The 24,129-nt window shown below is 66.3% G+C and carries 22 protein-coding genes; 16 read left to right on the top strand and 6 right to left on the bottom strand.

Features of this window, described 5'->3' with window-relative positions:
• Positions 1–55 precede the first annotated feature (55 nt).
• The 4 genes from K3U93_RS21275 to K3U93_RS21260 are packed head-to-tail and all read left to right on the top strand — an operon-like array spanning position 56 to position 4,186.
• Positions 56–1,459 carry a class I adenylate-forming enzyme family protein gene (locus tag K3U93_RS21275; RefSeq protein ID WP_083009942.1) on the top strand — a complete coding sequence of 468 codons (1,404 nt, stop codon included), beginning with the start codon at positions 56–58 and terminating at the stop codon, positions 1,457–1,459.
• The gene (locus K3U93_RS21270) at positions 1,437–2,342 is read left to right on the top strand and encodes an acyl-CoA dehydrogenase family protein (protein WP_083009874.1); all 906 of its coding nucleotides are present in this window, start codon (positions 1,437–1,439) and stop codon (positions 2,340–2,342) included. Before K3U93_RS21275 ends, K3U93_RS21270 begins: the two co-directional genes overlap by 23 nt.
• On the top strand, positions 2,329–3,417 hold the full coding sequence (locus K3U93_RS21265; protein WP_071511131.1) for an acyl-CoA dehydrogenase family protein: 1,089 nt from the start codon (positions 2,329–2,331) through the stop codon (positions 3,415–3,417). Before K3U93_RS21270 ends, K3U93_RS21265 begins: the two co-directional genes overlap by 14 nt.
• 1 nt (position 3,418) lies before the next feature.
• The gene (locus tag K3U93_RS21260; RefSeq protein WP_083009873.1) at positions 3,419–4,186 is read left to right on the top strand and encodes an enoyl-CoA hydratase/isomerase family protein; all 768 of its coding nucleotides are present in this window, start codon (positions 3,419–3,421) and stop codon (positions 4,184–4,186) included.
• Here K3U93_RS21260 and K3U93_RS21255 read toward each other — a convergent pair.
• Entirely contained in the window at positions 4,158–5,069 is a 912-nt protein-coding gene (locus tag K3U93_RS21255; protein ID WP_230981713.1) for a proline iminopeptidase-family hydrolase, read from the bottom strand. The genes K3U93_RS21260 and K3U93_RS21255 overlap by 29 nt on opposite strands.
• Before the next feature lie 169 nt (positions 5,070–5,238).
• Here K3U93_RS21255 and K3U93_RS21250 point away from each other — a divergent pair, with 169 nt between their 5' ends.
• From K3U93_RS21250 to K3U93_RS21240, 3 genes are read left to right on the top strand one after another with little or no spacing between them, the layout of a single operon-like run.
• A complete protein-coding gene (locus K3U93_RS21250; RefSeq protein ID WP_083009871.1) occupies positions 5,239–6,378 on the top strand; it encodes a thiolase family protein in 1,140 nt (379 codons plus the stop codon).
• Entirely contained in the window at positions 6,379–7,257 is an 879-nt protein-coding gene (gene meaB, locus K3U93_RS21245; protein WP_083009870.1) for a methylmalonyl Co-A mutase-associated GTPase MeaB, read from the top strand. It abuts the gene before it with no gap.
• A gap of 58 nt (positions 7,258–7,315) precedes the next feature.
• Positions 7,316–7,705: a nuclear transport factor 2 family protein gene (locus K3U93_RS21240; RefSeq protein WP_071511136.1), complete on the top strand. Its 390-nt coding sequence runs from the start codon at positions 7,316–7,318 to the stop codon at positions 7,703–7,705.
• Here the strand turns inward: K3U93_RS21240 and K3U93_RS21235 are convergent.
• The 3 genes from K3U93_RS21235 to K3U93_RS21225 all read right to left on the bottom strand — a co-directional run bounded on the left by K3U93_RS21235 (position 7,702) and on the right by K3U93_RS21225 (position 11,107).
• Complete coding sequence (locus K3U93_RS21235) at positions 7,702–8,658, bottom strand: dipeptidase (RefSeq protein ID WP_071511137.1); 957 nt, start codon at positions 8,656–8,658, stop codon at positions 7,702–7,704. The two genes, K3U93_RS21240 and K3U93_RS21235, sit on opposite strands and share 4 nt — an antisense overlap.
• 158 nt (positions 8,659–8,816) lie before the next feature.
• Positions 8,817–10,427, bottom strand: coding sequence for an FAD-dependent oxidoreductase (locus K3U93_RS21230; RefSeq protein WP_083009869.1), 1,611 nt, complete (start codon positions 10,425–10,427; stop codon positions 8,817–8,819).
• Between the two features lie 14 nt (positions 10,428–10,441).
• Positions 10,442–11,107, bottom strand: coding sequence for an IclR family transcriptional regulator (locus tag K3U93_RS21225; protein ID WP_083009868.1), 666 nt, complete (start codon positions 11,105–11,107; stop codon positions 10,442–10,444).
• Positions 11,108–11,230: 123 nt separating this feature from the next.
• Between K3U93_RS21225 and K3U93_RS21220 the strand changes: the two genes are divergently transcribed.
• The 8 genes from K3U93_RS21220 to K3U93_RS21185 are packed head-to-tail and all read left to right on the top strand — an operon-like array spanning position 11,231 to position 20,357.
• Positions 11,231–12,094, top strand: coding sequence for an alpha/beta fold hydrolase (locus K3U93_RS21220; protein ID WP_083009867.1), 864 nt, complete (start codon positions 11,231–11,233; stop codon positions 12,092–12,094).
• Positions 12,094–13,806 carry a bifunctional 3-(3-hydroxy-phenyl)propionate/3-hydroxycinnamic acid hydroxylase gene (locus K3U93_RS21215; protein WP_083009866.1) on the top strand — a complete coding sequence of 571 codons (1,713 nt, stop codon included), beginning with the start codon at positions 12,094–12,096 and terminating at the stop codon, positions 13,804–13,806. Before K3U93_RS21220 ends, K3U93_RS21215 begins: the two co-directional genes overlap by 1 nt.
• Entirely contained in the window at positions 13,733–14,671 is a 939-nt protein-coding gene (locus K3U93_RS21210) for a 3-carboxyethylcatechol 2,3-dioxygenase (RefSeq protein ID WP_083009865.1), read from the top strand. The genes K3U93_RS21215 and K3U93_RS21210 overlap by 74 nt, the downstream gene beginning before the upstream one ends.
• Positions 14,668–16,389, top strand: coding sequence for an FAD-binding protein (locus tag K3U93_RS21205; RefSeq protein ID WP_083009864.1), 1,722 nt, complete (start codon positions 14,668–14,670; stop codon positions 16,387–16,389). The genes K3U93_RS21210 and K3U93_RS21205 overlap by 4 nt, the downstream gene beginning before the upstream one ends.
• 3 nt (positions 16,390–16,392) lie before the next feature.
• Positions 16,393–17,700, top strand: coding sequence for an LLM class flavin-dependent oxidoreductase (locus tag K3U93_RS21200; RefSeq protein WP_083009863.1), 1,308 nt, complete (start codon positions 16,393–16,395; stop codon positions 17,698–17,700).
• Positions 17,701–17,731: 31 nt separating this feature from the next.
• Positions 17,732–18,559, top strand: coding sequence for a coniferyl-alcohol dehydrogenase (locus K3U93_RS21195; protein WP_083009862.1), 828 nt, complete (start codon positions 17,732–17,734; stop codon positions 18,557–18,559).
• A complete protein-coding gene (locus tag K3U93_RS21190) occupies positions 18,547–19,536 on the top strand; it encodes a cyclase family protein (protein ID WP_083009861.1) in 990 nt (329 codons plus the stop codon). The genes K3U93_RS21195 and K3U93_RS21190 overlap by 13 nt, the downstream gene beginning before the upstream one ends.
• Positions 19,536–20,357, top strand: a complete 822-nt coding sequence (locus tag K3U93_RS21185) for an alpha/beta fold hydrolase (RefSeq protein WP_083009860.1) — start codon at positions 19,536–19,538, stop codon at positions 20,355–20,357. The genes K3U93_RS21190 and K3U93_RS21185 overlap by 1 nt, the downstream gene beginning before the upstream one ends.
• 2 nt (positions 20,358–20,359) lie before the next feature.
• Here K3U93_RS21185 and K3U93_RS21180 read toward each other — a convergent pair whose 3' ends face one another.
• Both K3U93_RS21180 and K3U93_RS21175 read right to left on the bottom strand, forming a co-directional pair.
• A complete protein-coding gene (locus K3U93_RS21180; protein ID WP_071511146.1) occupies positions 20,360–21,928 on the bottom strand; it encodes a multicopper oxidase family protein in 1,569 nt (522 codons plus the stop codon).
• Positions 21,929–22,028: 100 nt separating this feature from the next.
• On the bottom strand, positions 22,029–22,796 hold the full coding sequence (locus tag K3U93_RS21175; protein WP_083009941.1) for an SDR family oxidoreductase: 768 nt from the start codon (positions 22,794–22,796) through the stop codon (positions 22,029–22,031).
• A 184-nt stretch (positions 22,797–22,980) separates the two neighbouring features.
• Between K3U93_RS21175 and K3U93_RS21170 the strand changes: the two genes are divergently transcribed.
• Positions 22,981–23,793, top strand: coding sequence for an SDR family NAD(P)-dependent oxidoreductase (locus tag K3U93_RS21170; RefSeq protein ID WP_071511148.1), 813 nt, complete (start codon positions 22,981–22,983; stop codon positions 23,791–23,793).
• Positions 23,794–24,129: the final 336 nt, after the last annotated feature.

Genomic DNA, 24,129 nt, shown 5'->3' with positions numbered 1-24,129 from the left:
GAACGATAGGGTCTTCTCAAGGCTGCGCGGATTGAACGCCGGGAAGGAACGGGACGTGACCGAGCCGGCCGCGCTCGTGTTCGAGGAACGGCGATTCAGCCTGCCTCAGCTCGACGCGTTGGCCGACGGGCTGGCCGCGACCCTGATCAAGAACGGTGTCACCGCGGGTCAGCGGGTGGCGGTCATGGCATCCACCCGGCCGGAATTCGTGGTCGCCTTGCTGGGGATCTGGCGGCTGGGTGCCGCGGCGGTGCTCATCAGTCCCGCGTGGAAGCGCGACGAGGTCGACCACGCGCTTGCGCTGACCGGCCCGTCGCACGCCGTCGGGGACCACCCGGTGCTGGCCGGGCTGATGCCGATGCTGCACCTGGACGAACCGATCACTCCCGGGGAACCAATCTTTTGCGCGCCGGCCCCGCGGGCCGACGCGGCGCTGGTGTTCAGTTCCGGCACCACCGGTCTGCCGAAGGCCGTCCGGCACACCCACGCGTCGCTGGATGAAGCCGTGGGGCACTGGCGCAACGCGCTGGGGCTGACGCGCCGGGACCGGATACAAGTCGCCACGCCGCCGTCACACATCCTCGGCCTGCTCAACGTCCTCACGGCGCTACGGACCGGCGCCTGGATGCGGCTGCACCCGCGATTCGACATCGACCGTATGCTGTATCACATCGAAAACGACCGTGTCACAGTCGAAATGGCGGTCGCGCCCATCGCGCTGGCCATCGCCTCGCACCCCGCGCTCGAGTCGTACGATCTGTCGTCGCTGCGCTTCATCATGTGGGGGGCGACTCCGGTCAACCCCGGCGTCGCCGAGACCGTGACCCGGCGCGCCGGCGTGGGCTGGGTCCCCGCCTACGGCACCACGGAACTGCCCGTCATCACCTGTAATCCGCTTAAGGGTGCCCGGCTCGACTCCGTCGGACGTCCGGTGCCCGGTGTGGACCTACGGGTGGTCTCGCCGGAGACCGGCGAGCCGGTCCGTCCGGGCGAGGTCGGCGAGGTCCAGGCCCGGTCCATGTCGCTGATGGCCGGCTACGTGCCGGCCGCGGCGACCGCCGAGGCGGTCTGCGACGGCTGGTACCGGACCGGGGATGTCGGTTGGCTCGATGCCGACGGTTGGCTGCAGATCACCGACCGCCTCAAAGAGATGATCAAAGTGCGCGGTTTCCAAGTTGCGCCAGCCGAAATCGAGACCGTGCTGCACGGGCACCCGGCCGTCAAGGACTGCGCGGTGTTCGGCGTTCCCGATGGCATCAACGGCGAAGCGATCGTCGCCGCCGTCGCGACGCGCGGTCCGGTCGACGCCGCCGATCTCACCGTCCGGGTGGACCAGAGGCTAGCGTCCTATAAACACCTGACCCGCGTCGTGTTCGTGGACGATATTCCGCGCCTGCCCTCGGGCAAGGTGCTGCGCCGAGTACTGAAGGAGCGCTATGGATGTACGCCTGACGGCTGAACAGCGGCTATTGCGTGACGCCGCCGGCAAGCTGGCCGACGATCTTGGGCCGGGAGCGGTTCAGGATCTCGATGACCGGAGTCGAATCGCGCGTCTGGACAAGCAGATTGAGACGACGGGTTGGCGCTCGCTGCGTTCCGACGGGGCCTCCGGCGTCGAAGTCGCCATTGTCGCCGAGGAATTCGGGCGCCGGCTTGTCGACGCACCGTTTCTCGGGCCGGTGCTCGCCGACGATCTGGCCCGCCACATCGATGCCGATGCGCGGCGATGGACGGTGGCCGTCGACGACCGGGTGATCGACGCTCGGGGCGCCCAGCGCGCCCTGCTGCTCTCCGGCGGCGCGATCCTGGCGACGGACGTGGGCGCCGGCCGCACCGGCGCCGACTTGACCCGGGTCGAGGCGGGCATGGCGGGATCGCCGGTGACTCTGGGCGAGGTGTCCTCCGACGTGGCCGCGCGGTGGCGCGCACTCGCGCTGGTCGCCACGGCGGCGGACCTGGTCGGCATCGCCCGGGGAGCGCACGCCGTCGCCTGCGACTACGCGAAAATCCGTGAGCAGTACGGCAAATCGATAGGATCCTATCAAGCCGTCGCGCACCTGTTGGCCGAAAGCCTTGCGCTGATCGAAGGTTCGGTGAGCGTGCTGCGCCATGCCGCCTGGGCGGTCGACGAACTGGCGCCGCCCGAAGCCATTCGGGCCGCCCAAATCGCGAAGGTTTACTGCGCCCGCGCCACCCGCACCGTCTGCGAGACGGCCGTGCAGGTGCACGGCGGCATCGGCAACACCTGGGACTGCGTGGTTCACGTCTATTTGCGCCGCGCGCTGACATCGACCGAACTGTGGCCCGTAACGCTGAAGGAGATCGACTTTGGACTTTCGTGACTCACCCGACGAGGCCGCCTTTCGGGAGCGCCTGCGAAGCTGGCTCGCATTGCACGCCAAGGACTTTCCCAGCTCCGGTGACGAATACTGGGCCCGCCAGGCCCAGTGGCATCGGGCCCTCTACGAGGGGGGCTTCTTCGGGCTGTCGTGGCCCCGCGATTATGGCGGCCAGGAGTTGCCGCCGGTGTATGACGTCATCGTGGACGAAGAGCTGGCACGTGCCGGCGCTCCACCGCGCCCCAGCGTGGGCTACCTGGTCTATGGGATCGGCAGGCACGCCAACGACCAACTGCGGAAACGGTTCCTGCCCGGCATCATCAACGGCACCGAGCGGTGGTGCCAGGGCTTCAGTGAGCCCGGCGCCGGTTCGGATCTGGCGTCGCTGACCACCACCGCCACCCGTGAGGGCGACACCTATGTGGTGCACGGACACAAGATCTGGACGAGCTACTCCGATGTCGCCGACTGGTGTCTACTGCTGGCCCGCACCGACCCCGACGCCAAGCGTCACCGTGGCCTGTCGGCGTTCGTGCTCGAAATGAAACAGCCTGGTGTGCAACAGCGCCCGCTGCGCATGATGAACGGGGTCACCAACGAATTCGGGCAGGTGTTTTTCGACGGCGCCAAGGTTCCGGCGGACCGGATGGTCGGTGCTCCCGGTGAAGGCTGGGCCGTGGCCATGACCGTCGTCGGACACGAGCGCGAACCCTCCACGCTCGGCTATGCGGCCCGATACGGCAAGCTCGTCCGAAGCCTGTTCGCGCGCACCGACCCTCCGGTCACCGAAGAGCTCGCCTGGGCTGCGGTTCAGTCGGAAATGCTGACGCATCACGTCCGGCGGCGGCTCTCCGAGCAGCTGGACGGGGTGTCGCACGGGCCCGAAGGGTCGCTCGACAAGCTGCTGATGACCTGGGTCGAGCAATCCGTCGGGCACGCCGCACTCGCGATCGGAGGGACCCGCGATCCGGACCTGCTCAGCGCCTACCTGTACAGCCGCGCGCAGAGCGTGATGGGCGGCACATCACAGATTCAGAAGAACATCATCGCTTCGCGCATCTTGGGATTGGGAGCCTGACGTGTACGACATGCCTGTTGAAATTGACGTCCGTGCCGACGGGGCCCTGCGGATCATCACCCTGAACCGGCCCGACTCGCTCAACTCGGTCAACGACAACCTGCACGTCGGACTCGCGCGGCTGTGGCAACGACTCAGCGACGACCCCGTGGCCCGTGCCGCGGTGCTCACCGGGGCCGGCCGGGCATTTTCGGCGGGCGGCGATTTCACGTATCTCGCCCAATTGGCGGCCGATGCCGACCTGCGCGCCAAGACCATTCGAGACGGCCGCGAGATCGTGCTGGGCATGGCGCGGTGTCGAATTCCCGTGGTGGCGGCGGTCAATGGCCCGGCCGTCGGGCTGGGCTGCAGCCTGGTCGCGCTGAGCGACATCGTCTACATCGCCGAAGACGCCTATCTCGCCGACCCGCATGTGCAGGTGGGGCTGGTCGCCGCCGACGGCGGACCGCTGACCTGGCCGCTGCACATCAGCCTGCTGCTGGCCAAGGAGTATGCGCTGACCGGCACGCGAATTCGCGCCGAGCGGGCCGTCGAACTCGGCTTGGCCAACCACATGGTCGCCGACCCCCTCGCCGAGGCGATCGCCTGCGCTAAGCGGATCATGGAGCTGCCCCAGCAGGCCGTCGAGAGCACCAAGCGCGTGCTCAACATCCATCTGGAGCGCGCGGTCCTCGCCAGCCTGGACTACGCGCTTTCGGCCGAGCACCAGTCGTTTACCACCGACGACTTCCGGTCGATCATCACCAAGCTGGCGGCGGGCAAGAACTGACGTGTAGATCTCCCGATCGGTCGTGGAGCCTCAGGAACTCACGCATCACCTGGTCGAAACGCGCGGGCTCCTCGATGAAAGGCATGTGAGCGCTCGACTCGAACAACTCGAACCGCGAGCCCGGTACGCGCCGGTGGATTTCCCACGCGTGTTCCGGCACGCATTCGTCGAACCTGCCCGCCAGCACCAGCGTCGGCAGCGCGATCTCGGTTAGCCGGTCGAACACGTCCCAGTGCCGGATGGTCCCGACGATGTGAAAGTCGCTGGGGCCGAACATCGTCTCGAAGATCTCGCTGCCCGAATTTCTGAAGGCATCCAAAAGCTCTGCGGGCCAAGGACGAACGCGGCAAAGGTAGGTTTCGTTCCAGGTGCGGATGGCGGCCTGGTATTCGGGCGAGCGGGTCGTGCCGGCCGCTTCATGACGGTCGATGGCGGATTGTGTCGCCGGGTCGAGGTCGGATTTCAAGCGGACCACCATGTCCGAGAATTGCGGTATGGACGCGATGCTGTTCGAGATGGTCAGGCTGGCGGTTCCGGATGTCACGTCAAGCACGTACTGCTGTGCCAGCATCCCGCCCCACGAGTTGCCGAATATGTGAAACCGGTTCAGGCCCAACGTCTTTATCACGGTCTCCATTTCGGCCACCGAGCGTTGCATCGTCCAAAGTTCGGTGTTTGAGGGGCGTTCGGAATTCCCGCAGCCCAGCTGATCCCAGAAAATGACCCCGCGCTCGTCGGCCAATCGCTCCAGCGAGCGCAGGTAGTTGTGCGGTAATCCCGGCCCGCCATGCACCACCAGCAGCGGGAGGCCAGGCCCCCCACCAACCCGCTTAAACCAGACACGTCCGCCCGGGACCGCGATCATTCCCTCCGGCTGAGTCATGCCACCAGCCAACCACGTTGGCGAGCAGACGCAGAATCGCATGATTTGCGCGCAAATCATGCGATTCTGCGTCTGCTCGCGAGCCATCGGCGGCCCTCCTTGCAACTCCTACTCTCGGAATGCGAGAATGGTGTTCTCGCCGATATGCTCGCCGAACTGGAGAAAACCTGTGCCCGAAGCCGTTATCGTGTCCGCCCTGCGCACCCCTATCGGCACCGCCCGGAAGGGAACGCTGCGCGACACCAGTGCGTTCGACCTTGCGCACCACGTAGTCGCCGAGGCGGCCAAGGAGCTGGACCCGGCACAGGTCGACGACGTGATCCTGGGCGAGGGTCTGTATGGCGGCGGCGTGATCGCCCGCCATGCGGCCATCACGGCGGGTCTGCCCCACGTGCCGGGGCTCGCCAACAACCGGCACTGCGCGGCGGGGCAGGCGGCGGTGCAGAGCGCTGCGGCAAGCGTGCGCGCGGGAATGGATCGGCTCGTCATCGCCGGCGGTGCCAACTCCGCGTCCACGTCGCCGCGATCACGGATGCAAGTGGACGGCGAGTGGGTCGACTGGTTCCCGCCGACCCACCCGGACCGGCCCGACGCACCGAACCTCGACATGTCGATCACCGTGGGCTGGAACGCCGCGGTCAAAGCGGGCGTGAGTCGCGAGGAGATGGACGCGTGGGCGCTGCGCTCCCACCGCAACGCGATCGCCGCGATCGACGAAGGCCGCTTCAAAGACGAGATCGTTCCCATCGAGACGCCGCATGGGCTGTTCTCGGTCGACGAGCACCCGCGCCGTGACACCAGCATGGAGAAGTTGGCCGCACTCAAGCCGCTGCATCCGGAAATCGAGGGCTTCTCCATTACCGCCGGCAACGCCTGCGGCGCCAACGACGGTGCGGCCGTGCTGACCATCGCGAGCGACACGCTGGGCCTGCCCGCGCTGGCCACCGTACGGTCGTGGGCGTCCGTCGGTGTCGACCCGGCGATCACCGGCCTGGCGCCGTTGGAAGCTATCCCCAAAGCCCTTGTGCGCGCTGGGCTTTCGATCGACGATGTGGACCTATTCGAAATCAACGAGGCGTTCGCGGCGATGTGTGTGGCCACCATCAAGCTGCTCGACCTGGATCCCGACACGGTCAACGTCAGCGGCAGCGGCTGTTCCCTGGGGCATCCGGTGGCGGCAACCGGAGCCAGGATGCTGGTCACCTTGGTGCACGAATTGCGCCGACGTGGCGGCGGAATCGGGGTCGCGGCCATGTGCGCGGGCGGCGGAATGGGCTCAGCGACGGTCATCGAGGTACCGGCGTCCTAAATGAGTATCGCCGACCTGATTGCGGGCGCGCGCAACGGATCTCAGCGCGCGGCGGGTCGGCTGCTCAGTCTGGTGGAGGGGGAGCGGCGTGACGAGGTGCTGGCGAGTATCGCGCCGGCAACAGCGCTCAAGGTAAGTGTCATCGGTGTTACCGGGCCACCGGGAGCGGGTAAGTCGACGACGGTCGCCGCCCTGGTCGGCGCCTACCGGGGGCGTGGGTGCCGGGTGGCGGTGCTGGCCGTGGATCCGTCGTCGCCGTTCAGTGGCGGCGCGCTGTTGGGCGATCGAATTCGAATGACCGCGCATATCAACGACTCTGATGTCCTGATCCGTTCGGTGGCAACGCGCGGCCATCTCGGGGGCCTGTCCGCCGCGGTTCCGGCCGCCATCCGACTGCTGGGCGCGATCGGTTACGACGTGGTCCTGCTGGAGACGGTGGGGGTGGGGCAGTCCGAGATCGAGATCGCCGCGGTCGCCGACCCGACCATCGTGATCCTCAATCCGGGGGCGGGCGACGCGGTGCAGGCCGCCAAAGCCGGTGTGCTGGAAGTCGCCGACATCGTGGCGGTCAACAAGGCCGACCGCGACGGTGCCGAACAGACCGTGCGGGATCTGCGCGCCGAAACCAACGCCCCGATCATCAGTCTCGTCGCCGCCCGGGGCGAGGGCGTCGCCGATCTGGTGGCCGCCATCGACGATCACCACCGCACCGACAGCCGCGCTCGCCGGCTAGCGCGGGCCCGGGCGCAGATCCTGTCGTTGGCGCAAACCCGGCTACGGACCCGGCCGGATCTCGACAAGCTCGCCGAGGCGGTGGTCGACGGCCGCGACGATCCCTATACGGCGGCCGAAAAGCTGCTGTCTCCTACGTCTGAGTAGGAAACGGTCGGGCTCCACGCCTCTTGATTTGCTCGTTATCAGTGTGTTGCATGAAGACATGACACGTTCTGCCGATGAGCTGGTAACCGAATTCTGCAAGAGGTGGGCATCCCCCAATCCGGACGAGATAGCGAGTTATTTCACCGAAGACGCCGTCTACCACAACATCCCGATGGCGCCGGTACAAGGCCGTGAAGCGATAAGAGAATTCATCTCGGGATTCGTCGCCGCATTCGACGGGATCGACTTCAATGTGCACCGGCAGGTCAGCGACGGCACATTGGTGATGAACGAACGCACCGACGTGATGCGCCGCAAGGGCGGCGGGACGATCCCTTTGCCGGTGATGGGCGTCTTCGAGGTGCAGGACGACCGGATCGTCGCGTGGCGCGACTACTTCGATATGGCAGCCATCACCGGCGCGTTCAGCCAGCCATCCGAGTCCTAGGCGCGCCACGCCTGTTGGGCGACTCGATAGAAGTTCCCGCCGAGGACGGCTTGGACGTCGGGAATGCACCAGCCGCGCCGGCGGAGGTAGTCGCCGAGCCCCAGGAAGGTTTCGGGCGTCATCCACTGGATCGGTCCCCAGCGGGTGTAGCTGTCGTCGAACAGGTGAGGGTTGCACGCGAGTTCATCGTTGAAATCAGCAAAGTCGAATGAGAAATCCGTGCTGACACCGACATGGTCGATGCCGAGGAGTTCGACGGCGTATTCCAAATGCCGTTGCATCGCGTCCAGCGTGGGGGTGTTGGGTCCCAGGAAGATGCCGACGCCGGTGATCCCGATAACGCCGCCGGTAGCGGCGCAGGCCCGGGCCTGGTCGTCGGTGATGTTACGCGGGTGATCCCATACCGCACGCATGCAGGAGTGGCTGTAAATGACTGGGCCGCTGGAGACCTCACACATGTCGAGCCCGGTGCGGGCACTGCAGTGGGATCCGTCGGGAACGATACCCAGGTGGTTCATCTCGGCAACGATTTCGCGGCCCCAGTCCGTGAGGCCGCCATCGACAGCGTCCAGACAGCCGCTGCCGGCGCGGTTGGCATGGTTATACGTCGGCAGCAGCGTCCGCACGCCGAGGCCCGCGAAGGTGGCCAGATTATCGAGATCATCGTCGAGGGGACCGGAATCTTCTAGGTCGAACGCCACCGCAATGCGGCCCGCCCGCGTAATCGCATCGACATCGTCGAGGTCGTCCGCCAAGTCCATGTCTGGGTGGGCATCCACCCCGGCCCGGTAATGCTGCAGCAGCGCTACCGCGTCATCGAAGCTCTGGGGCGAATACCCCGCGTTGATCGACACAAATGCGCCGGCGCGACGCCGGTAGCGCGCCAATGGGTCGACGTCGGCGTCCGTCTGTAATGGCAGACAGGTGTGCTGGTCCCACAGGAGGAACGCCATACACCCATGGTGCACCACCAGACCGGCAAACTCGGCTGCCGACGCGTACCAGTGGCGCTCAACCGCGTTAGCGCGGACGTAGACGACGGAGCGTTCGTCTTTCCACCCTCTCGTCGGCGCCCACGTCTGTGCGGAGCTCGCTGTCCGGCCGCGACTCCCTACTTCAAGTCAACCGACTTCCCCGTCGCCGCAGCATGACCAGCGCGGTAGCCGAAAACCATTGCCGGACCGATTGTTCCGCCGGCACCGCCGTAGGCCCGTCCGGTCACACCGGCCATGGCGTTGCCGGCGGCGAAGAGGCCCGGTATCGGCTCACCGCCGACGTGGAGGACGCGGCCGTCATGGTCGGTGCGTGGTCCGCCCTTGGTGCCCATCGCGCCGATGCACACTGGCACCGCGTAATAGGGAGCGGCGTCGATCGGGCCAAGCGTCTTCCCGGCGAGGGTGATGGCGCTGTCGTCGCCCCAATACCCGTCGTATGCGCTGGAACCGCGGCCGAACTCAGGGTCGGCGCCGGCGGCCACGTGACGGTTCCAGTCCCGGATGGTGCGGGTGAGGCCGCCGGTGTCGATGCCGGTCTTGGCGGCCAACTCGGTAAGGTCCGCCGACTCGCAGAACCAGTCCGGGACGGGTTGCCCGGGTTCGATACCCAGAAATCCATAGCGCTGCAAGTGAACTGAATCGAAGACCATCCACCCGCGATCGTTGACATACCCGCCGCGCGGGTCAAGGTAATGGAAAGCGCCGGCCATCGAGTTGTAATCGCATGCCTCGTTGACGAATCGCCGCCCGGCCGAGTTGACGATGATGCTCCTCGGCCGGGTTCGTTCCAGACGGACGCTACGGCTGCGCTGCTTGCCGTCGATCGTGTCGCCGGGGATCCGTACGATCGGCACCCACCAGGCTTCGCCCATGTTGGCCAGGTCGGCGCCGTGTGCCATCGCCATGCGCAGCCCGTCGCCCGTGTTATTCGGCGGCGAGACAGCGCCGTGCATCGGGCCGCGCAGAAAGGCTTGCACCAGAACGGGATCCCATTCGAAGCCGCCGGTGCCCAGGATGACTCCGCGGCGAGCGCGCACGCTCACGCTCCGATCCGCCAAAACCACTCGCACCCCGGTGATTTCGCCGGCCTCGGCAACGAGTTGGTCGGCCCGCGCGTTCACCCGTGGCCTCACCCCGGCGTCGAGCAAACCCTTGAGCAGCCCCGCGATCAGGGCGGTGCCGGCGACGCAGAGATCGCCTTCATCCACCGCCGCGTGCAGGCGGGCCCTGGTCTCGGCGTCGAAACCGACGTTGGACCAATCGGCGGGAAACGACGTGATGCGCGTAGCCCACTCGCCCAACTCGGTCAGATCGAAGGGCGCCGCGCTGAGCGATCGGCCCCCGGTCGGCCGTCCGCCCGGCAACTCCGGCCGGTAATCGGGGAAGCCGGTCGCGATCTCAAAGCGCAAACCGCTGTGGGCCTCGACGAAGTCGAGCATCGCGGGGCCGGTGCGCACGAACGTTTCGACCAGGGCATCGTCCATCGAGCCCAGGGACTGCGCGCGCAGGTATCGCAAGGCGTCCGCCACCGTCAATTCCCCGTCAGGGCAACGGTTGTGGGCGGGGATCCACGCGATGCCACCCGACACCGCGGTGGTCCCGCCGACGGTCGGGGCCTTCTCGAAGACCTCCACCGAGGCGCCGGCGACCGCCGCGGTCAGCGCGGCGGTGAGCCCGGCGCCGCCGCTGCCGAGCACGACGACGTCGACTTCATGGTCCCAAGACATGGACTGCCATCCCTTCAGCTCAGGAGCCCGGACAACTGCTTCGCGGCCTTGACGACCGCATCCTTGCCGCGCAGCACGACGTCTTCACGGTGGGAGATGAGGTTGATGCACGTTGGCGGGGATGGCGCTTGACGTTCGACCGGCACGGCCAGCCCGTAGGTATTCGGTTCGATCTCCCCGTACGTCGTCACCCAGCCGCGCTTGCGCGCGCGGACGACCAAATCGCGTTCTCCCGGGCGCGGAGGCATGCTCGCGAGCAAGGCGATCCCGGCCGCGCCGCGGTTGAGCGGGTATCGACTTCCTTCGTGAAACGCGAGCTGGTAGGCGACATGGCTCGGCACGATCACCGCGACCGCCACCTGCTGGTCGCCCTCGGCGACGAGCAACGACACGGTGGTGCCGAGCTCGTCGGCCAGCGCGCGCAGCGTCGGCAGGCTGAGTTGGCGGACGTTGCGGTCGAACGACGCACCGAGCACGGCGAGGCCGGCCGCGGGTCGGTAGCGCCCGTCCTCCCCTTTGGCCACCAACCGGAACTCGGCCAGCGTCGTAAGCAATCGATAGGCGATGGTGCGATGCACGCCGACTTGGTCGGCGAGCTGTTGCACGGTGAGCCCGCCCGGGGACTCCGCCACCATCTGCAGCGCAGTCAGCCCCCTGGCCAGCGTCTGCGAACCCGTCACGGCCTTGACAGACCCTCACGCGAGAGCGAAGCTCTGTATATAACGCACATCAATGTGCGATATTAGCACACTGCGTAAGCCAAAAACGAGAACAAGATTTCCCAACCTAGCCAGAGGGGAACCGTGGCGGAGTTCGAGAGCGTATGGAGCGATCTCCAGGGCGTCGCGTTCGAGCAGGGCTATCTCGAGGCGGGCGGAGCGCGAACCCGCTATCTGCGTGCCGGCGAGCCGGGCAAACCGGTGCTGATCTTTTTGCATGGATCCGGTGGCCACGCCGAGGCCTACGTCCGTAATCTCGCGGCGCACGCGGAGCATTTCTGGACCTGGTCGATCGACATGCTGGGCCACGGCTATACCGACAAGCCGGGCCACCCGCTGGAGGTCGGCCACTATGTCGAGCACCTGATGGCCGTGCTGCGCGCCATCGGCGCCGATCGCGCCTGCCTCAGCGGCGAATCGCTCGGCGGCTGGGTGGCCGCGCGCGCCGCCGTCGACCATCCGGACGTGGTCGACCGGCTGGTCCTCAATACCGCCGGCGGTTCCCAGGCCGACCCGGTGGTGATGCGGCGGATCATCACGCTGTCCATGGCCGCCGCCGAGAACCCGACGTGGGAAACGGTTCAGGCGCGGATCAAATGGCTGATGGCCGACAAGTCCAGGGATTACGACGACCTGGTCGCCAGCCGCCAACGGATATACCGCCAACCGGGATTCGTCGCCGCCATGCGTGACATCATGGCGTTGCAGGATCCCGAGATTCGGGCGCGCAATATTCTGGGACCGGCCGAATATGGCGCGATCACCGCGCCGACGCTGGTGCTGTGGACCAGCGACGACCCGACCGCCGACGTGACCGAGGGCCGTCGCATCGCGTCGATGATCCCCAATGCGCGCTTCGAACTGATGCCGGGCTGCGGTCATTGGCCGCAGTACGAGGATGCCAAGACGTTCAATCGCCTGCATCTCGATTTCCTGCTGGGGCGGTGATGGGAAGCGCCGGGCGGGACGTGGATGTCGACGTTGTGGTCGTCGGCGCGGGGCCGGTCGGATTGACGTTGTCCAATATCCTTGGCCTGCAAGGCGTCCGCACGCTGGTGGTCGAGGAACGGGACACCCTCATCGACTATCCGCGCGGTGTCGGATTGGACGACGAGGCGCTGCGCACCTTCCAGTCGATCGGGTTGGTCGACCGCATCCTGCCGCACACCGTGCCCAACCAGGTCCTGCGTTTCGTCGACGCCAAGCGCCGGGTGCTCGCCGAAATGGCCCCGCCCGACGCGCGTTTCGGCTGGCCGAAGCGCAGCGGCTTCGTGCAGCCGCTCGTCGACGCCGAATTACTGTGCGGTCTAGACAGATTCGGACATGTCGAGGTGTGGTGGAACCGCCCCATGACCTCGTGCGTGCAGGCCGCCGATGCGGTTGCGGTCGAGCTCGGCGGCGACTCCCCGAAGGCCGTGCGGGCGCGTTATGTCGTCGGCTGCGACGGCGGGCGCAGCATGACCCGCCGCATGATGGGGGTGTCCTTCGACGGGACGACGTCGTCGACGCGGTGGCTGGTCGTCGACATCGCGAACGATCCGCTCGGCCACCCGAACAGCGAGGTCGGTGCCGACCCGGAACGCCCATACGCGTCGATCTCGATCGCGCACGGAATTCGCCGCTTCGAGTTCATGATTCACGCCGACGAGTCCGACGAGCAGGCGGAGGATCCGGCCTTCCTGACGCGGATGCTGGCGCGGATGGTGCCGCACCCCGACCGGGTCGACGTGATCCGGCGCCGCGTGTACACCCATCACTCGCGCATCGCCGGTGCGTTCCGCAGCGGCCGGCTGCTGCTGGCCGGAGACGCGGCGCACCTGATGCCGGTATGGCAGGGGCAGGGCTACAACAGCGGAATCCGGGACGCGGCCAACCTGGGGTGGAAGCTTACGGCGGTGGTGACCGGGCGGGCCGACGATAAGTTGCTGGACACCTATGACATCGAGCGGCGCAAGCATGCCCGAGCGATGATCGACCTTTCCACCATGGTGGGCCGGGTGATCTCACCGACCGACCGCAGGATCGCGACCGCGCGGGACCTCCTCGTGCGGTCGGCGTCAATTGTGCCGTCGCTCAAGCGGTATGTGCTGGAGATGCGGTTCAAGCCGATGCCGCGCTACGAGCAGGGCGCCGTCGTGCACACGGTGATCCCCAAGACGCCCGGTCGCGCCGACTCGCCGGTCGGCACCCTGTTCATCCAGCCCCGGGTCGACACGCGCACCCAGCGCGACGTGCTGTTGGACGACGTGCTGGGCGATTGGTTCGCCGTGCTGTGCTGGAACAACAACCCGCGCAACATTCTCGGCGACGAGGCGTTCACGAGCTGGAAAGCCTTGGGCGCGCGCTTCGTTGCGCTGCGGCCGTCGACGCAGCTGCACTGGACCGGCCACGACGACCCCGATGTCGTGGTCGTGGGCGATCGCGGCGGTGCCCTCAAATCCTGGTTCGACACCCACTCCGAATCGGTGCTGTTCCTGCGTCCCGATCGGTGCATCGCCGGTGCCTGTATCGCTCAGCTCGCCCCCGAGCTGAGCGCCTCACTGTTGGACGCCCTCGCGCTCACGCCGGGAGGAGGTGATCTCCACAATGCCACTGGCTCTGTGCTGTATGTCGCACAGCCCGCTGCTGAATCTTCCGGGGCCGTCGCGGGACCTGCTTGACGACATCGAAGGCGCAATCGCGCAGGCACGCGAATTCGCACGCGACTACGACCCCGAACTCGTCGTCACCTTCTCACCGGATCACTACAACGGGTTCTTCTACAAGGTCATGCCGCCCTTCTGTATCGGCATGAACGCCACTGGGGTTGGCGACTACGGCACCCATGCCGGCCCGCTCGACGTGCCCGAGGACCTGGCGGCCGAGTGCGCGAACGCCGTCCTCGGCGCGGGCGTCGACGTCGCGGTGTCGGCCGGCATGGACGTCGACCACGGCACCGTCCAGCCGCTGGAAAAGCTGTTCGGGGACGCCACCGCGCGCCCGGTGATACCGATCTTCGTTAACGCAATCGCCGTGCCCCTGGGGCCGTTGCATCGCTGCCGCGAACTGGGCTCCGCCGTGGGCGCTTACCTGGCGACGCTGGACAAGCGGGTCCTGGTGGTGGGATCCGGTGGGCTTTCGCACAGTCCGCCGGTGCCGACGCTGGCGACAGCGTCTCCGGCGGTGCTGGAACGGATCGTGGATGGCCGGCCGATGACGTCGGAGCAGCGGCAAGCCCGGCAGGCGGCGGTGATGGAAGCGGCCAAAAGCTTCGCGGGTGGCCAGAGCGAACTGCAACCACTCAACCCCGTGTGGGACCACCGATTCCTCGAGATCATCGACGACGGACGCCTCGCCGATCTCGATCGGTGGTCGAACTCGTTCGTGGTTCACGAGGGCGGTAGCTCCGCACACGAAATCAGAACGTGGGTGGCCGCTTTCGCGGCGCTGGAAAAGGTGGGGCCGTATCAGACGCTCATGCGCTATTACAAGCCGGCCGCCGAACTGATCGCCGGCTTCGCCATCAGAACGGCGGTGCCGAAGTGACCGCCGACGGCTTTGATCACGTTGTCGACGCGCTCATCGTCGGGTCCGGCGGTGGCGGCATGACCGCCGCCCTGACCGCTCACGTTTCCGGGCTGGACGCGTTGGTGGTGGAAAAGTCGTCGTATTTCGGTGGCTCGACGGCCCTTTCGGGTGGTGGCATCTGGGTGCCGGGGGCACCCGCGCAGCGCAGGGAGGGCTACGCCCCCTCACCCGAAGGTGTCGTCGAGTATCTGCAGAAGATCACCGACGGCCTGGTCGGCGAGGCCCGGATACGGCAGTACGTCGAGTCCGCGCCGCAAATGCTCGAGTTTCTCGAAGGCCTCTCGGGATGGTGTGAGTTCGTCTGGAAGCCCGGCTATGCCGACTACTACCCGGAGCTGCCCGGCGGTTCGGAACTCGGCAGCACCATCAACGTCCCGCCCATCGACCTGCGAAAGTTGGGCGCCGACGAGCAGAGGCTACTCCAGCCGTTGGCGCTCGCTCCCAAAGGAATCTGGTTGGGTCCCAAGGAGCTTCGATCGTTCTACCAGATCAGGCAGTCGTGGGCCGGTAAAGCCGTCCTGCTCAAGCTGATCGCGCGAATGGTCAGGGCGAGAATATTCGGCGAGCGGATCGCGGCGATCGGGCAGTCGCTGACGGCTCGGCTGAGACTCGCGATGAGGGAATGCGGTGTCCCGCTGTGGCTGGACTCGCCGATGGTCGAGTTGCTCACCGACGCCGACGGATCGGTGACCGGAGCCGTGGTGGAGAAAGACGGTGCGAAGCAGCGCATCGGTGCGCGGCTCGGGGTCATCTTCGCGTCCGGGGGCTTCGACCACGACCTTGCCTGGCGCAAGGAGCTTTTATCGGTCTTGGACCAGGACTGGAGCTTCGGCAATCCCGCCGCGATGGGCGACGGCATCCGCGCGGGCCAAAAGATCGGCGCCGCAACGGAGCTGCTCGACGAGGCCTGGTGGTTTCCGGCGATCCAATGGCCCGATGGTCGCATGCAATTCATGCTCAACGAACGGATGATGCCGGCCCAGTTCGTCGTCAACGGCGAAGGGAAGCGCTTCATCAACGAGGCGGCGCCGTACATGGACTTCGGCCATGCCATGATCGACGGCCAAAAATCCGGAGTCACTCACATCCCGTGCTGGCTCATTACCGATCACAGGTCTTGGAACCGCTACGTCATCGCCGGCCACCTGCCGATCCCGAAAATCCCCGGGGCGCCGGTGCCCACCGGGCGTAAGGTCCCGCCGGCGTGGCTGGAATCGGGCGTGGTCAAGGCCGCGACGAGCTGGGACGACATGGCGGCCAAGATCGGCGTGCCGGCGCGTCAACTTTCCGAAACCGCGCGCCGTTTCAACGAACTCGCGCGCAAGGGTCACGACGACGACTTCAACCGCGGCGACAGCGTGTACGACAACTACTACGGCGATCCGACCCTGTCCAACCCCAACCTGTATCCGCTGGGCGATCCGCCCTACTACGCGTTTCGCATCGTTCTTGGCGATCTCGGGACGTCGGGTGGCCTGCGCACCGACGAATACGCGCGGGTCCTGCGGGAAGACGACACCGTCGTGCGGGGACTGTACGCGGTGGGCAATACCGCCGCGCCGGTGATGGGCCGTAGCTATGCCGGGGCCGGGGCGACCATAGGACCGGCCATGACCTTCGGCTATATCGCGGCGAAACACCTTGTTAAGCAAGCGCTTAATTCTCCTAGGAGGTAGCCTATGAAAATCTCACTGTTCTACGAGTTCGCCCTGCCGCGTCCGTGGGCACCGGATGATGAACGGGTCTTGCTGCAGGACTGCCTCGACGAGGTCGAGGCCGCGGACAGGGCCGGATTCTCCACCGTCTGGCTCACCGAGCATCACTTCCTCGAGGAATACTGTCATTCCACGGCTCCGGAGATATTCCTGGCCGGGGCCAGCCAGCGGACCAGGAACATCCGGCTGGGGTTCGGCATCATGCACCTCCCGCCAGCGGTCAATCACCCCGCCCGGGTGGCCGAGCGCATCGCCACCCTCGACCTGATCTCCAACGGACGCGTCGAGTTCGGCACCGGCGAATCCTCCTCCGTCGGCGAACTCGGGGGCTTCAACATCGATCCCGCCGACAAGCGCGCGCAGTGGGAGGAGGCCCTCGAGGTCGCGATCCGCTGCATGATCGAGGAGCCGTTCGCCGGCTTCAAAGGCGAACACATCCAAATGCCGGCCCGCAACGTCATTCCCAAGCCCATGCAAAAGCCGCACCCACCGGTCTGGGTCGCCTGCACGCGTCCGTCCAGCGTGCAAATGGCCGCCCAAAAGTGCATCGGCGCACTGAGTTTCGCCTACACCGGTCCCGGACCGCTCACCGAGCGGGTCAACGGCTACTACAAGGAATTCGAGGAGAGCGGCATCCCGGTCACGCCGAAGATCAACCCGAACATCCTGGCCATCGGCGGTGACCTGTCGATGATGGTCGCCAAGACCGACGAGCAGGCGCTGCAACGCCTCGGTCGGGGCGGCGGATTCTTCTCGTTCGGCATCATGCACTACTACATGACGGGTGTGCACACCCCCGGGCGGACGGGGGTATGGACGCGGTATCTCGAAGAGGTCGAAAAGGACCCGACGCTGGCGTACGGTCCGGGGCGCGGGGCGATCGGATCGCCGGCCACCGTACGCGAATTCCTGCGCGGCTACGAGGACAGCGGCGTCGACGAGATCATCCTGCTGCTCAACCCGCGCAGCCACGAGGGCACCATGGAATCCATCGAGCTGATGGGCAAAGAGGTGCTGCCCGAGTTCATCGAGCGCGACGAGAAGGCGGTGGCCGACAAGGCCGCGCGGCTGGCGCCCGTCATCGAGAAGGTCGAGGCCCGGCGGCCCGAGTCGACCGCACCGGTATTCGACGAAAACTACTCCTTCGGCGGCCTGCCCACCGGCCGTGGCGGTAAGTTCACCGCCAGCGAGATCCCCGAAGCCATGGCGGAGATCAACGAGGGTCGCGTCCAGGCGGCGCAGCGCGCAAAAGAGCAGGAGCGGCCCAAGTGATACCGGAACACCCCTGAATTCGGGAAACGCCTTGGGGCACATCGACGAGCTGTGGCGCTACGACGGGCGCCGTGCGGTGGTGACCGGGTGCGCATCGGGCATCGGCGAACACGTGGTGCGCCAGCTCACCGAACTCGGTGCCGACGTCATCGGACTGGACAAACGCCGGCCGGCCCTCGAACTCAACGAGTTTCACGAGGTCGACCTAGCCGACCCGGCGTCGATCGCTCGCGCGGTAGCATCGATCGGCGGACCGGTCGACGCGCTTTTCAACGTCGCCGGTGTCTCTTCCGGCATCGGCAACCCGACGCTCGTCGTCACCATCAACTTCCTGGGCCTGCGGCACGTCACCGAGGCGCTGATCCCGAAAATGGGCGCGGGGTCGGCGATTGTCAGCGTGTCGTCGCTCGCGGCGGCGGCATACCGCGAGCACCTGCGGGCGGTGGCGCCGCTGTTGAATACCGCGACGATGCAACAGGGTATCGATTGGTGCCATGCTCATCCCGATGCACTGGCCGGCGGCGGTTATCAATTGTCCAAGGAAGCGGTCATCCTCTACACCATGCGAAACGCCGCCCCGTTGGGCGCCCGAGGCATCCGGATCAACTGTACCGGCCCGGGGGTCACCGAAACCCCGATCCTCGATCAGCTGCGGACGGCCTACGGGCAGGGCTTCCTCGACGCCGTACCCAAGCCGTTGGGACGCGTCGCCGGGCCCGCCGAGCAGGCCTCGGTTCTGCTCTTCCTGAATAGCCATGCGGCCAGCTATATTTCGGGCCAGGTGTTGTGGGTGGACGGCGGAAACGTGGGCGCCGCGATCGCCCGTGAGCTCGAGGAAGGAGCCTCATGGCCAGCGTGACGGACTTTCGGCGGGTCGCTCGCGACGTCTCCAACTGGGGCCGGTGGGGAGCCGACGACGAGCTCGGCACGCTGAACTTCATCACGGCGGATAAGGTCGCGCAAGCCGCCAGCCTGGTCCGGCATGGGAAGGTGTTCCCGCTCGGTGTCGACTTCGGCTCGTCGGGGCCGCAGGGCGCCTTCGACTTTCGGCACAATCCGGTGCATATCATGACGGTGGACGGCGGCGACGTGAACACGCTGGCGCAGTACGGGCCCAGCTGGGCGCGGAACCCGGGGGCGCAGCAGATGGGCGGCTACCTCATCGACAATCTGTTCCGGTTCAACGACGACATGATCATCATGCCGTTGCAGGCGGCCACCCAATGGGATGCGCTGTCTCACGTCTACTATGACGATCAGCTCTACAACGGCTTCCCGGCGGGTTCGGTCACCAGCATGGGGGCCTACCACTGCGGCATCGAGAAGGTTGACGTCAAGGGCATCACCTCGCGCGGCGTGCTGCTGGACTTGGTGCGCCATCGCGGCGCGGAGGTCTTCCTCGAGCACGGAAATCCCATCACCCCCGAGGAATTGGATGATGTCATCCGCGCGCAGGGTGTGACGGTCGGGCGCGGCGACATCGTGCTGATCCGGACCGGTTGGTGGACAAGGTTTCTCATGATCGGCAACAAGACCGAACCCTACTCCGGGCTGGACTGGCGATGCGCCTCGTGGCTGCACGACCATGAGATCGCGGCCGTCGCCTCCGACAACCTCCAGGTCGAAGACCCGGTATCGGGTGTCCAGGGCGTGTTTTTGCCCTTCCATCTGCTCTGTCTGCGCGACATGGGGCTGATGCTCGGCGAGTATTGGGACCTCGCCGCGCTGGCAGCCGACTGCGCCGCCGATGGTGTTTACGAGTTCCAGCTCGTTGCGCCGCCTTTGAGATTTGTTGGCGCCGTGGGTTCCCCGGTGAACCCGATCGCGATCAAGTAATGGGGATTCATCGCAAGACCCAATCGGTCGACGGCCTGGTCACCAGCTATCTGGAAGCGGGCGACGGCGACCCGGTGGTGCTGCTGCACGGCGGCGAGTTCGGCGGCAGCGCCGAGCTTGGCTGGGAACGCAACATCGCCGGCCTCGCTAAGCGGTACCGAGTGCTGGCGCCCGACCAGCTGGGGTTCGGGCGGTCGGCGAAGGTCATCGACTTCGTCGACGGCCGCGGCATGCGGATTCGGCATGTGGCGCGCCTCTGTGAGGTCCTGGGCATCGACTCGGCGCACTTCGTCGGCAACTCGATGGGTGCCATCAACCTGCTCACCGACGCTACGTCGGAGACACCACTGCTGCCGGTGCGTAGCCTGGTAATCATCTGCGGGGGAGGGGAGATCCAGCAGAACCGGCATTTCGAGGCGCTCCAACAGTACGACGCCACCCTGCCGGCGATGCGGCGCATCGTCGAGGCGCTGTTCTATCACCCCGGCTACCCTGCAGACGAGGACTACGTGCGGCGCCGCTATGAGTCGAGCATCGCACCCGGCGCCTGGGAAGCCGTGGCAGCGGCCCGATTTCGCCGTCCCGGCACCGCGCCGTCCTCGACTCCGTCAAGCGCGCGGGCATACGAGCGCATCGACGTCCCGACGCTCGTCGTCGAGGGCGGAAACGACAAGCTTCTCCCGTCCGGCTGGGCCGCGCAGATCGCCAAGCAGATCGACGGCGCCCGCTCGGCGGTGGTCGGCGAGGCAGGTCACTGCCCGCAGATCGAGCAGTCGGCAGCGGTCAACGAGTTGCTGCTGGACTTTTTCGCAACGGTCTGAAGTCAGAAGACGTAGTCTAGCCGCGTCTGCATGCCGGCGAACTGGTGATAGGTATTGTGGCAGTGCATCACCCACGTACCGGGATTGTCGGCGACCAGCACGGCGACGATCTTCTGCCTGGGCAGCACGATCACGGTGTCCTTGCGCGCGCCGGGACTGCCGTCGGCCTTAAGCAACTGGAAAGTGTGACCGTGCAGGTGAATTGGGTGATACATCGTCGTGGTGTTGTCGAACGTGAGGGTGGGTCGTTGGCCCTGCCGTACGTGCAACGGGTCGGTCTTGCTGTAGGGCTCGCCGTTGATCATCCAGTTGTACTGCATCATGTTGCCGCCCAAGACGACCGGGAGGTTGAGGCCCGGCTCGGGCCGACCCAAGTTGACCGGCGTTGTGGCGGTGAACATCTCGACGGTTCCCACCCGCTTGCCGAGTTCGGCTGGTTGAAATTGTGGGTCGGGTGGGCTGCCGGCCCCCGTAGTCAGCAGTGCACGTGCCAGCGCGCCTTTTCCTTCCGCCAGAGCAACCAGCGGAAAGACGCCGTCGGCCGCGGTCACTACTACGTCGTAGCGCTCGGCCATGCCGATGAGCAGGGCGTCGACCTGGGTCGGCGCCACGGGGTAGCCGTCGGTGTGCGTGACCGTCATCGAATGGCCCGCCAGGGCGACCCGAAATGCGGTGTCGGAGCCGGCATTTATGAAGCGGATCCTAATTCGCTGGCCCGGTTTCGCGTTGAAGGTGGTGGGGGCGGCCGGGATTCGGCCGTTGATCAGATAGTATGGGTAGGAGATTTCTCCGGCGTCGCCGCCAAGCAGGTCGCTTCGGGCGACGTTGCCCCCCGACGTTCGGGTCGTCGACGTTGTCGGGCTTGTCGAGGGCGTGGGGACGGTAGTAGTTGTCGAGGTTGTCGGCATGCTCGGTTTGTTCGGGCTCGTCAGTTCGGCGTAGAGCTGCTGAGGGGTTTTTCCGACCCCTTCGGTCCAATCATCAAGAACGACAATCCAATCGGCGTCGTAGTTGCCCTCGGTAGGATCATCGACGATGACGGGTAGATAAAGACCCGTGTCCTCGTCCAGGCCGGTGTGCGGATGGCCCCAGTAGGTGCCCGAATCCGGGACAGAGAACCGGTAAGTGAAGTCCTGGCCGGCCGGGATGTTCGGGGTGGCGGGCTCGGCGCCGTCCATATCGTTGCGCAGTGTTATGCCGTGCCAATGCACCGATGTCGGATGGTCGAGTCGATTTGAAACCGTAACGACAAGCTCGTCGCCAATCTTGGCCCGGATCAACGGTCCTGGGATGGTGTTGCCGAAGGCCAACGTACGGACGATCGGTCCACCCAGGTCGATCTGAGTCTGCTGGGGCGCCAGGCTGGCCGTCACGGTGCGCCCACTGTGTGGCCGTGCCGCCTCGGCGGCGGCGATGGCGGCCGCCATTTGGGCGGCACTGCCCGCGGCCTGAGGTTTGGATTCGCCGCACGCCGTCAGTGCCAATCCACCGGCGATGCCGGCGGCGATGAAGCCGCGCCTGGTGAGCCGCGTCCCGTCGAAGGGAACCCCGCTTGGGGGTAGCACCGGCATTGATTGCTCCTCGTCGTCGGTCGACTCGTCCCCCGGCGCCTTATACCGTGCTCGGGTGTTAGCCGCAGCGCAACTGCTGACAGGTGTTGGGTCCGCTCACTTACCGTCTACCGCTGGACGCGCGAGAGGCCAGCCAATCGCTGAAGCGGGTCGGGTAGATGATTGCCTCTTCGTCATCGAAGGGAACGATGCTGTGGTCGTCGAGCACCGCACCGAAGTAGCGGGCCGTAGCGTCGGTCACCACCTGGCGTTGATCGCCGTAGGCGGCAAGGCCGGTCCGGATGAAGTCGTCCATACCGAACTTTTCCGGGCCGGCGACGTTGACGATCCCGTTGACCGGCGGCCCGACCGTTGCGCGGGTGACGGCGGTGGCGACGTCCTCGGCCGCGATGGGCTGGATCGCCGCGTGCGGCAGGCGAACCGTATCCCCGTCAGTTGCCGAATCCGCGATGGCGGTGACGAATTCGAAGAACTGCGTCGCCCGCACGATTGAATACGGGGTTCCCGACTCCTCGATCAGCTTCTCCTGGGCGGTTTTGGCCCGCAGGTAGCCACTTTCCGGGACGCGGTCGGTGCCCACGATCGAAAGCGCGACGTGGTGCGGCACGTCGGCGGCCCGCTCCGCATCGAGGAGGTTGCCGGTGGAGGTGGTGAAGAAGCGCAGCACGTCGTCGTCGGCGAAGGACGGCGAGTTCGACACGTCCACCACGGTGTGCGCGCCGGCGGCGGCTGCGGCGAGACCTTCGCCGGTGATGGTGTTGACACCCGAGCTCGGCGAGGCCGGGACGGCCTCGTGTCCCAGCTCGGTGAGCATGGCCACAACCTGCGATCCGATGAGTCCGCTGCCGCCGACAACCAAGACCTTCATGTTCACGCCTTTCGACGATTGTGCGATGACCCTGCGCCTTCAGCATCGCCCGCGCGCCCGCCGAGCGAACCCGTGGGGGTCGTAGTCATACCAAACTCTGGAGGTAAGGCCGCGACCGAGCCGTTCGCCGCGTGCTTAAATCAACTGCTTGACTTAACACCGTTGACGCCGATTAACTCGTCGTGTGGTCAACGAACTGTCCGGCAAAGTAGCCATCGTCACCGGCGGGGCCTCCGGGATCGGTCGCGGCACGGTGGAGAAGTTTGTGGCCGAGGGCGCGCGGGTCGTCATAGCCGACGTCGAAACCGATAAAGGTGAGGTGCTGGCCGCGGAGCTGGGTCCGGACGCTCTGTTTTGGCGGACGGACGTCTCCGATCCCGAGCAGGTCGGGACGCTGGTGGCCGCGGCCGTCGAGAAATTTGGCGGCCTGCACGTGATGGTGAACAACGCCGGAGTCTCGGGCACGATGCATCGGCGATTCCTCGACGACGATCTCGCCGATTTCCACCGCATCATGGCGGTCAACGTGCTGGGCGTGATGGCGGGTACCCGCGACGCGGCTCGGCACATGGCCGCCCACGGCGGCGGATCGATCATCAACCTGACCTCGATCGGCGGGATCCAGGCCGGCGGCGGCGTGATGACTTACCGGGCGTCGAAAGCGGCGGTCATCCAGTTCACCAAGTCCTCGGCGATTGAGTTGGCGTACTACGAGATTCGGGTCAACGCGATCGCGCCGGGCAATATCCCCACGCCGCTGTTGGCGACGTCGGCGGCGAAAATGGATCAGGAGCAGGTCCAGCGGTATGAGGCGGCGATCCGCGAGACGATGCGGGCCGACCGTCCGCTGAAGCGCGAGGGCACACCCGAGGACATCGCCGAGGCGGCACTGTATTTCGCCAGCGACCGGTCACGCTATGTCACGGGGACGGTGCTGCCGGTCGACGGCGGGACCGTGGCGGGCAAGGCGATTCGGTCCAAGAAACGCGAGGGGTAACCGGCGGGTTGGGAGTTGGTACCGCCCTCCGCGACGGGTCGACCCGTGTCGCGGTTCACGACTTTGTGCGTGTCGGCGACGTCGCAGGACCAATGTCGTCACGGGTCATAGTGATGACGTCTAGCGCGGGGTGGGATCGATCACCGCCGGATGTCTTTGAGGTGCGGCTCGGCGGGTCGGTTTGCTGGTTGTGCCGCGAAGGTATGGCAAACATACGCCGGGGATCGCCCTCGGATAGTTACGCTCTGAACTAAAATTCCGGGGGGGGGGTAACTATAGGCTTTTCAAAATATCTACGAACATTGATTTCATTGCCTCACATAGTTTGCGACACGC

It is taken from the genome of Mycobacterium malmoense (genome assembly GCF_019645855.1).
Taxonomy (GTDB): domain Bacteria; phylum Actinomycetota; class Actinomycetes; order Mycobacteriales; family Mycobacteriaceae; genus Mycobacterium; species Mycobacterium malmoense.
This window is presented reverse-complemented; position numbering and strand designations above follow the sequence as displayed.

What these genes read in the sequence shown, in the direction of transcription:
- K3U93_RS21270 (WP_083009874.1), top strand. Translation starts at nt 1,437, where the DNA reads ATGGATGTACGCCTGACGGCTGAACAGCGGCTATTGCGTGACGCCGCC.
- K3U93_RS21255 (WP_230981713.1), bottom strand. Translation starts at nt 5,069, where the DNA reads ATGACTCAGCCGGAGGGAATGATCGCGGTCCCGGGCGGACGTGTCTGG.
- meaB (WP_083009870.1), top strand. Translation starts at nt 6,379, where the DNA reads ATGAGTATCGCCGACCTGATTGCGGGCGCGCGCAACGGATCTCAGCGC.
- K3U93_RS21240 (WP_071511136.1), top strand. Translation starts at nt 7,316, where the DNA reads ATGACACGTTCTGCCGATGAGCTGGTAACCGAATTCTGCAAGAGGTGG.
- K3U93_RS21235 (WP_071511137.1), bottom strand. Translation starts at nt 8,658, where the DNA reads ATGGCGTTCCTCCTGTGGGACCAGCACACCTGTCTGCCATTACAGACG.
- K3U93_RS21230 (WP_083009869.1), bottom strand. Translation starts at nt 10,427, where the DNA reads ATGTCTTGGGACCATGAAGTCGACGTCGTCGTGCTCGGCAGCGGCGGC.
- K3U93_RS21215 (WP_083009866.1), top strand. Translation starts at nt 12,094, where the DNA reads ATGGGAAGCGCCGGGCGGGACGTGGATGTCGACGTTGTGGTCGTCGGC.
- K3U93_RS21210 (WP_083009865.1), top strand. Translation starts at nt 13,733, where the DNA reads ATGCCACTGGCTCTGTGCTGTATGTCGCACAGCCCGCTGCTGAATCTT.
- K3U93_RS21200 (WP_083009863.1), top strand. Translation starts at nt 16,393, where the DNA reads ATGAAAATCTCACTGTTCTACGAGTTCGCCCTGCCGCGTCCGTGGGCA.
- K3U93_RS21190 (WP_083009861.1), top strand. Translation starts at nt 18,547, where the DNA reads ATGGCCAGCGTGACGGACTTTCGGCGGGTCGCTCGCGACGTCTCCAAC.
- K3U93_RS21185 (WP_083009860.1), top strand. Translation starts at nt 19,536, where the DNA reads ATGGGGATTCATCGCAAGACCCAATCGGTCGACGGCCTGGTCACCAGC.
- K3U93_RS21180 (WP_071511146.1), bottom strand. Translation starts at nt 21,928, where the DNA reads ATGCCGGTGCTACCCCCAAGCGGGGTTCCCTTCGACGGGACGCGGCTC.
- K3U93_RS21175 (WP_083009941.1), bottom strand. Translation starts at nt 22,796, where the DNA reads ATGAAGGTCTTGGTTGTCGGCGGCAGCGGACTCATCGGATCGCAGGTT.